The 3,874-nt window shown below is 72.0% G+C and carries 3 protein-coding genes and 1 tRNA gene; 1 reads left to right on the forward strand and 3 read right to left on the reverse strand.

The features are described from left to right. From ACWCO3_RS32620 to ACWCO3_RS32630, 3 genes are all read right to left on the reverse strand, one after another. A partial coding sequence (locus tag ACWCO3_RS32620) for a M36 family metallopeptidase (RefSeq protein ID WP_450013767.1) occupies window positions 1–1,921 on the reverse strand: 1,921 nt, incomplete at its 3' end. Window positions 1,922–2,150: 229 nt separating this feature from the next. Then, window positions 2,151–2,732 carry a TIGR03086 family metal-binding protein gene (locus ACWCO3_RS32625; RefSeq protein WP_145784815.1) on the reverse strand — a complete coding sequence of 194 codons (582 nt, stop codon included), beginning with the start codon at window positions 2,730–2,732 and terminating at the stop codon, window positions 2,151–2,153. Window positions 2,733–2,811: 79 nt separating this feature from the next. Further along, window positions 2,812–3,414, reverse strand: a complete 603-nt coding sequence (locus tag ACWCO3_RS32630; RefSeq protein WP_358162807.1) for a TetR/AcrR family transcriptional regulator — start codon at window positions 3,412–3,414, stop codon at window positions 2,812–2,814. Window positions 3,415–3,802: 388 nt separating this feature from the next. On the opposite strand from ACWCO3_RS32630, the gene ACWCO3_RS32635 reads away from it, so the two are divergent. Then, window positions 3,803–3,874 (forward strand) — tRNA-Gly (locus tag ACWCO3_RS32635).

Raw genomic sequence — 3,874 nt, forward strand, 5'->3', positions numbered from 1 at the left:
GGAGCAGGAATGAGTCGAAGACCAACTGCGACCAGCGCCGGTTGCCCGGGCACTGGTCGGCGGCGACCTTCCCCTGTGCGCAGTCGAGCTGACGCTGCGGGGTGCCGAGGCCGTACCGCTTCACCAGCGCGGAGCGGACCCGGAAGTTCGTGGCGCCCCAGATCTCCCCGTCGGCGTGCACGGCGGGCCCGCCGGTGTTGTAGCCGATGTCGGAGTAGTTCAGCGGGCTGCGGCTGAGGTCGTGGTTGCGGATGCCGCTGACCAGGTTGCCGGTGACGTAGCCGCCGGTGACGAAGGGCGTCTCGCCGGGCGCGCGCAGCCCGTGCTGGAAGAGGTACTCGGCGGCGAGCAGGTCGCCCCACGACTCACCCATCGCCCCGCCCTGGTGGCCACTGATGCCGCTGTCCGGGCCGGCGATCATCCGGTTGGTGATCGCGTGGGTGTACTCGTGGCCGATCACCGTCATGTCGTAGTCGCCGTCCACGCACGGCGGGTACGGCCCGCCCGCCTGCGGCTGCCACAGGTACATGTTGGTGGTCGGCGGCAGCCCGTCGCGCGGGGTGCCCTGGTTGGCGTTGTTGCGGTTGCCGGTCAACGCGCCCTGCTGGGCGCGGCCCTGCTCGGCGTCACCGCCCAGCCCGGACGGGGTGAGGTTGACCGCCTGGAGGTTCCACGCCGACTCGGTGAAGCCCAACTGGTACGACCAGTCGTGCATCCGGTTGTGCATGGCGAACAGGTTGGCGATCGAGGCGTCCGCGTCGTTGCGTTGGGCGGAGGTGAAGACCTCGGGGTTGCACTTCGCCTGGTGCCACTGGTCGGTGAACGGGTACTCGTAGCGGCGTTCCGGGCTGGTGGGGGCCGGGACGATCGGGGTGTTCGCGCCCCAGGAGAGCACGGTGTTGGCCGAGTTGCCACGCGAGGTGTACGTCGGCGTGCCGGTTGCCGCGTCGACGTCCCACGGCTGGCCGGTGGCCGGGTCGCGGGAGGCTGCCACGCAGCCGGGCACCGGGTCGCCGCACCAGCGCACCCGGGGGTCCTGCCCCGGGCCGAGGTCGCGGGGCGGGGTGGCCGGGAAGACCGCCCAGCTCGGGTTGTCCGAGTCGTAGTCGACGAGATCCTCGCGGACCAGCACCTGCCCGGTGTTGCCGTCCACGTAGGTGGTGAACGCGGCGGGGTGCTCGGTGTCCGCGCCGATCATGGTGACCTCGTACGCGGCCCGTGGCCCGTCCACCGGGGTGGGTACGGCCACTGTCCGGATGGTGTGGCTGGCCACCGCGTCGGCGGTCAGCCTGGCGTCGGCGAGCGCGGCCGCGTACGCCTGCTCGGCGGTACGGGTGGCCGGGGCGGGGATGCCGCCGTTGCGGGCCAGCGAGGAGCTGACCGAGAGCACCGTGCCGCCCGCGACCGCGAGCGTGACGAGGCCGTCCGGCCCGGCCGGCAGGTCGCCGAAGCGTTGCCGGAGGGTGACCACGGCACCGCTGCCGATCGGCCGGACCAGCACGCGGTCCATGGCGGCCACCGAGGCGGCGTCCAGCCCGAACAGGTCGCGGTTGGCGGTCAGATAGGCGCGGGCGGCGGCCTCCGGGTCGGCGGGCAGCCCGGTGGCCAGAGCTGTGCGACCGGGGCCGAGCGCCTGCGGGGTGCCGAGCCGGTTCCAGCGGACGTCGGGGTCGGCGGCGCGGGCCAGGCCGCGTTGGCGGGCGTCGGGTGCCGCCGTACCGGTGCGGTTGTCGGCGTCGGCGGGCTCGTGGCCCTCGGCGAATGGTCCGGACGTGCGCTCGGCGGGCGCCGCGTTGCCGGTGGGGGCCGCGGTGCTCACGCCGGTGGGGAGCAGCGCGGCGACCGTCGCCGTCGTCGCCAGGACGGCGATGAGCCGGCGTCGGCGCCGGCTCATCGGGGGTGACCACTCCGGTTGTGGCACGGGACCTCCTCGTGGGAGCGGGATGGCCGGCGGTCGCCGGCCGTGGATGCGCGGTGACGCATGCACACCTGTGGATATCAGTCGATCGTGGTGGCGGCAAGGTCCGGGGACGTCGACATGTCGCGGGATCGCGGAAAGACGAAGCCGCCCTCGGGGTGTCCCGGGGCGGTCGCGACGATCGGTGTGGGGAGGTGGGGCCGGTGGTCGGCCGGCTACGGGTGCGGCGTGGTCAGTCGGTCGGCGCCCAGTCGGGGTCGCGACCGAAGGCGGCCAGGAGGTGGTCCTGTTCATCGGCGTCGTCGGGCACCCGTACCCCGGTGTGGACCAGGTTGTTGCGCCGGTAGTCGTCGATCTGCCCGGCGAACCACTGGGCGGCCACGTGCACCGCGTCCGGATCGAGCCGAGGCTGGGCGCCGATCGCCACGGCCACGTCCCACCCGTGGATCAGGTGCTCGGCGAGGAGTTGCCGGAGGTATTCCGCGGCCGGGGTCTCGCCACTGGAGAGGTGCACGGTGCGGTCGATCGTGCCGGGGTGGGTGGCGGCGATCTCGGCCTGCGCGGCGGCCTCCCGTGCGGTCGAGATCGGGTCGGTGCCGAGTTGGTCGCCGTCGAGTCGGTCGCCGACCTCCTCGATGGTCCGGCCGGCGAGCAGCGGGACGCTCCACCGGGCCTCGGTGACCACGTGGTTGACGAGCGTGCGGACGTCCCAGTCCGAGCAGGGTGTCGGGTCGGACCACTGGCCGGGCTCGACCTGGTCCACCCGGTCGACGAACTCGGCCAGGCTCCGGCGGTACGCCTCCAGCAGATCCATGCTGCCGATTGTTCCGGTCGGCGGGGCGGGGCGAGCCGTTTTGCCCGGCCTGGTCGGGGATTGGTGCTGGCTGCCCGGGTCAGTCCAGGTCGGCGGGGTCCAGGCCGAGCTCCCGGGCGGTGACCAGCCGGACCCACTCGCCGAACTGCCGGCGGGAGATCACCCTGTCGTGCACGGCCAGTTGGACGGCTAGGCCGTCCATGACCGCGCTGATCCGCCAGGCGGCTCCGTCCGGGTCGGCGCACTGGAAGGTGCCGTCGGCCACTCCGGTGGAGATCACCTCGGCGAGGTCCTGACGCCAGCGCAGGTCGAGTCGGCGGGAGACCTTCTCCAACTCCGGGGTGCGCAGCGACTCGGACCAGCCGTCTATCCACATCGACCAGGAGGTTGCCCGCCCGGCCGGGGTGTAGAGCTTGAGGATCTTGCGGAGCTTGGTCAGCGGCGGGGCCGAGGAGCGGGTCACCGCGTCCAGTCGGGCCAGATCCTGCTCGACCGCGTACGCGAAGGCCTGCGCGAGCAACCGTTCCTTGGTGGCGAAGTGGTAGAAGACCAGGGCCTGGCTCACGCCTGCCGCGTTCGCCACGTCCGCCGTTCGGGTGTTGGCCAGACCGCGCTCCACGATCACGTCGCAGGCGGTGCGCAGCAGGGCATCCAGGCGGATTTCGGCCGCACGTCTCGTCACGACCGTTACCGTAGCCCATCCGAGTGAACACGAACAGTTACCGCCGCCTGCTGAGCGGCGCTGTGTCAGTCGGAAGCCGGACACTTTCCCGGGGTGCCGTCGGTCGTTCTGTAGGGGAGCATTCAACGAGGTCTGCCGCCCGAAAGCAGTGTGCGGACGGTTCCGCCGGTCGATCTGCGACACGGTGATGACGATCGTTGCCTGGTGGTGTCGGAGTGTGACTGCCACCAGCAGGCCGAGGCGCCAGACCATCCTCCTAGGAAGCCTGCGGGGGGTGGCGGTGATCTCGTCCACCGAGGGCCAGACGCGCCGAGACGACCCCGAGTTGGCAGTCGTTCACCGGCTCGGCTAAAGTTCTCATCCGTCACCCGGGAACGTCCGGGGGCGTGCGGACGTAGCGCAGCTGGTAGCGCATCACCTTGCCAAGGTGAGGGTCGCGGGTTCGAATCCCGTCGTCCGC

This window comes from Micromonospora sp. NPDC002411 (assembly GCF_053592955.1).

Excerpts from the sequence above, each read along its gene's own strand:
- ACWCO3_RS32625 (WP_145784815.1), bottom strand. The coding sequence starts at position 2,732 with ATGGATCTGCTGGAGGCGTACCGCCGGAGCCTGGCCGAGTTCGTCGAC.